General features: G+C 76.5%; 2 protein-coding genes. Both read left to right on the plus strand.

What is annotated here, in order from left to right; translation table 11 throughout:
• Positions 1-1051 (plus strand): PD-(D/E)XK nuclease family protein (locus PV721_RS41400; protein WP_319733775.1); only part of this gene is annotated, 1051 nt, incomplete at its 5' end.
• A 79-nt stretch (positions 1052-1130) separates the two neighbouring features.
• On the plus strand, positions 1131-4645 hold a 3515-nt coding region (locus PV721_RS41405), incomplete at its 3' end, for a UvrD-helicase domain-containing protein (protein WP_319733778.1).

Consider the following 4645-nt stretch of genomic DNA (forward strand, 5'->3'; position numbering starts at 1 on the left):
TTTTTGTGGCTTGGGAATTTTTATTAGGACCAGCGCCCGCCCCGCGCTCGTCGCCGAGCTCCGCGCGACCACCGTCGACCCCGACGCCTCGCCCGCCCTGCGTGACGCCGCCGCCCGGCGCCTGGCCCGTCTCGCCGCGCTCACCGACGACGAGGACCGCCCCCTGGTCCCGTCCGCGCACCCGCAGCGCTGGTGGGGCCTGTACGAGCCCACCCGCAGCAGCGTCCCGCTCCGCGACCGGGACCGGCCCGTCGCCCTGTCCGGCAGCGCCTTGGAGCAGCTCGCGAACACCTGCTCCCTGCAGTGGTTCCTGGGCCGCGAGGTCAAGGCCGACACCGCCTCCACCGCCGCCCAGGGCTTCGGCAACGTCGTCCACGTCCTCGCCGACGAGGTCGCCTCCGGCCGCACCCCCGCCGACCTGGCCGTCCTCATGGAACGCCTCGACTCGGTGTGGGACGCCCTCGCCTTCGACGCCCCCTGGAAGTCCCGGCAGGAGAAGGACAACGCCCGCGCCGCCCTCGAACGCTTCCTGCGCTGGCACACCACCGACCGCGGCGGCCGGACGGCCGTGGCCACGGAGCACGAGTTCGACGTCACGCTCGAAGCCGGTGAGGTCGCCGTCCGCATCCGGGGTTCCATGGACCGGGTCGAATCGGACCCGCAGGGGCGTGCGTACGTCGTCGACTTCAAGACCGGCAAGTCCGCGCCCACCAAGGACGAGGTGGCCCGCCACCCCCAGCTCGCGGTCTACCAGCTCGCCGTGCGCGAGGGCGCCGTCGACGAGGTCTTCGACGGGCTGCGCCCCACACCCGGCGGCGCCGAGCTCGTCCAGCTCCGCCAGGGCGCGGCCCAGCGCGACGGCGGCGACACGGTCCCCAAGGTCCAGGCCCAGCAGCCGCTCGACGGGGAGTGGGTCGGCGACCTGCTCGCGACCGCTGCCGGCCGGGTGCTGGACGAGCGGTTCGCACCCGCCGCGGGCAAGCACTGCGACCACTGCTCCTTCCGCAGCTCGTGCAGCGCCCGTCCGGAGGGCCGCCAGACGGTCGAGTGAGCGGCCTCCCTGCCGGGCCGGGAGGGCCGGGAGAGCCGGGACGGTCAGGGCTGTCGGTGGGGGCGGCTAGCCTTTTTACGTGTCCGCGCGTGCGTCCGTCCTCTCCGATCCCGAGCAGCTCAAGGAGCTCCTCGGGATCCCCTTCACGCCCGAACAGATGGCCTGCGTCACCGCCCCGCCCGCCCCGCAGGTCGTCGTCGCCGGCGCCGGCTCCGGCAAGACCACCGTCATGGCCGCCCGCGTGGTCTGGCTGGTGGGCACCGGCGCGGTCGCACCCGAGCAGGTCCTCGGCCTGACCTTCACCAACAAGGCCGCCGGCGAACTGTCCGAGCGCGTACGGAAGGCCCTCGCGCGGGCCGGCATCACCGACCCGGACCCTTTCCCCGCCTTCGCCGGAGGGACCCCCGCCCCGGCCGGCGCCGAGGGGGCCGGCGGAGAGCCGCGCATCTCGACGTACCACGCCTTCGCCGGCCAGCTCCTGAAGGACCACGGCCTGCGCATCGGCCTGGAGCCCAGCTCCCGCCTCCTCGCCGACGCCACCCGCTTCCAGCTCGCCGCGAAGGTGCTGCGCGAGGCCCCCGGCCCGTACCCCTCGCTCACCAAGTCCGTCCCCGACCTGGTCGGCGACCTCCTCGCGCTCGACGGCGAGCTCTCCGAGCACCTGGTCGAGCCGGACCGGCTCCGCCTCCACGACACCGCGCTCCTGGACGTGCTCGCCGGCACCAAGCTCACCAACGAGGACCTGCGCAAGGTCCCCGAGGCCGTGCGCGGCCGCCTCGAACTGCTGGAGCTCGTCGTCCGCTACCGCGCCGCCAAACGCGCCCGCGACCTCTTCGACTTCAGCGACCAGATAGCCCTCTCCGCACAGCTCGCCACCACCCGCCCCGAGGTCGGCGCACTGCTGCGCGAGGAATTCAAGGTCGTGCTCCTGGACGAGTACCAGGACACCTCGGTCGCCCAGCGGCTCCTGCTCTGCGGGCTCTTCGGCGCGGGCTCCGGCCACGCCGTGACCGCCGTCGGCGACCCCTGCCAGGCCATCTACGGCTGGCGCGGCGCCTCCGTCGCCAACCTCGACGACTTCCCCGAGCACTTCCCGCACGCCGACGGGAGCCCCGCCACCCGGCTCTCCCTCAGCGAGAACCGGCGCAGCGGCGGCCGGCTCCTGGACCTGGCCAACGGGCTCGCCGCCCCGCTGCGCGCCATGCACGAGGGCGTGGAGGCGCTGCGCCCCGCGCCGGGCGCCGAGCGCGCGGGCCTGGTCCGCTGCGCCCTGCTGGAGACCCACGCCCAGGAGCTCGACTGGCTCGCCGACTCCGTCGCCCACCTGGTCCGCACGGGCACGGAGCCGCGCGAGATCGCGGTCCTGTGCCGCTCGGCCGGGGACTTCGCGCGGATCCAGGCCGTGCTGGTGGACCGGGACGTGCCGGTGGAGGTCGTCGGCCTCTCCGGCCTGCTGCACCTCCCCGAGGTCGCGGACCTCGTCGCCGTCTGCGAGGTCCTCCAGGACCCGGGCGCGAACGCCTCCCTCGTCCGGCTCCTCATCGGTCCGCGCTGGCGGATCGGCGCGCGCGACCTGGCCCTGCTGGGCCGCCGGGCGCGGCTCATGGTGGGCCGGTCGCCGGCCGGTGCGGACCCGGACGAACGGCTGGCGGCGGCCGTGGAGGGAGTGGACCCGGCGGAGATCGTGTCCCTGGCCGACGCGCTGGAGACCTTCCTCGACGGCGCCGGGCAGGCCCCGGACGACCTCCCCTTCTCGGCGGAGGCCCGGGTCCGCTTCGCGCACCTCGCCCAGGAACTGCGCGACCTGCGCCGCTCCCTGGCCGATCCGCTCATGGACGTCCTGCATCGCGTGCTGTCCGCGACCGGCCTGGAGGTGGAGCTGTCCGCCTCCCCGCACGCCCTGGCGGCCCGCCGCCGCGAGACGCTGTCGAACTTCATGGACGTCGCGGCCGGTTTCGCCGCGCTCGACGGCGAGGCCTCGCTGCTGGCCTTCCTGGCGTTCCTGCGCACGGCCGCCCAGTACGAGAAGGGCCTGGACCACGCCCTGCCGGGCGGGGAGAACACGGTCAAGGTCCTGACGGCGCACAAGTCGAAGGGCCTGGAGTGGGACGTGGTCGTCGTCCCGGACCTGTGCGCGGGGTCCTTCCCGAAGGAGAAGGCGCCGGAGGCCTGGACCGCGTACGCGAAGGTGCTCCCGTACGCGCTGCGCGGCGACGCCCCCACCCTGCCGGCGGACCCGGACTGGACCTCGGCCGGCCTGAAGGCGTTCAAGACGGCCCTGAAGGACCACAAGGCGACGGAAGAGCTCCGCCTGGGCTACGTGACCTTCACCCGCCCCCGCTCCCTCCTCCTGGCCTCGGGCCACTGGTGGGGCCCGACCCAGAAGAAGCGCCGCGGCCCTTCCGCCTTCCTGTCGGCCCTGTACGAGCACTGCGCGGCGGGCTTCGGCGAGATCGAGGCCTGGGCGGAGGAGCCGGAACCGGCCGCCGAGAACCCGTCCCTCGCCGACGACTCCACCCCGGACCACTCCTGGCCCCTCCCGCTCGACCCGCATTCGCTCACCCTGCGCCGGGCGGCGGCCGCCCTGGTGGAGTCCTACCTGGCGGCCCCGCCCCCGCCGGAGGACGACGACCCCTACCTCTGGCCCCCGGACTGCGAAGACCCCTCCTACGACGAAGAGCCCTGGCCGGACGACGAGGACGCCTGGGCCGACACCCCGTGGGGCGAGGCGCCGGCGGCCGAGGGGCCGGCCGCCGGCGGTCCGACGGCACCGCCGACCGATGGCGCAGCCGGGCATCCGCGGGGCGCACCGCGGCCCGGCGCGGCCCGCCCGGCGGCGGACCCGCCCACCGGCGCCCCGGCACCGCAGGGCGATGCCGCAGCCGCGCCCGGGGCCGCGAGCCCGGCCCCCGGCGGGGTCCGGGGCAGCGCTCCGCACACGGCGCAGCCGCATCCCGACTCCTGGCAGGAGGCCGTCCGGGCTCCTGCCGGCGTGCCCGCGCCCCGGGCCGCAGGCCCGACCCCCGAGGCAGCCCCGGCTCGGGGAAGGGGCGGGGCGGGGGCGGAACCCGGTCCGGCCGGCCCGGTCGCGGAACCCGGTCCGGCCGAGCCGGCCGCGCCGCTCGACTACGACCTCTGGCCGGAAGCCGATGCCCGGCCCGCGCCCGACGGCGGCGCAGCCGTGCCCGCGGGCACGCACCCCATCGCGGACGCGGCCCGGCCCGCCGGCCCGTTCGACGACGACCTCTGGCCGGAGGCGGCCCACTGGGGGACCGCCGAAGGGCCGGGCGGAGCCCGACGCACCGGCACCGGCGCCCCGGAGGGCGACGAGCCCCGGGCCGGCGAGGCCCGGGCCGCGCAGGCCCGGCCGGGGGCCCGCCCGGGCGACGGCGCCGCCGGACTCGTGCCCGAGGACGCGCGCGCCATCGCCTCCTGGGACCGCGACCTCGACGCCCTGGAGGGCGAGCTCCGCCGCGCCCGCGCCGCCGTCCGCGACGTCGAGCTGCCCGCCGCCCTCTCCGCGAGCCAGCTGCTCCGGCTCGCCGCCGACGAGCAGGGCTTCGTACGGGACCTCGCCCGCCCCATGCCCAAGCC

It is taken from the genome of Streptomyces sp. MB09-01, assembly GCF_033794505.1.
Classification (GTDB): Bacteria; Actinomycetota; Actinomycetes; order Streptomycetales; family Streptomycetaceae; genus Streptomyces.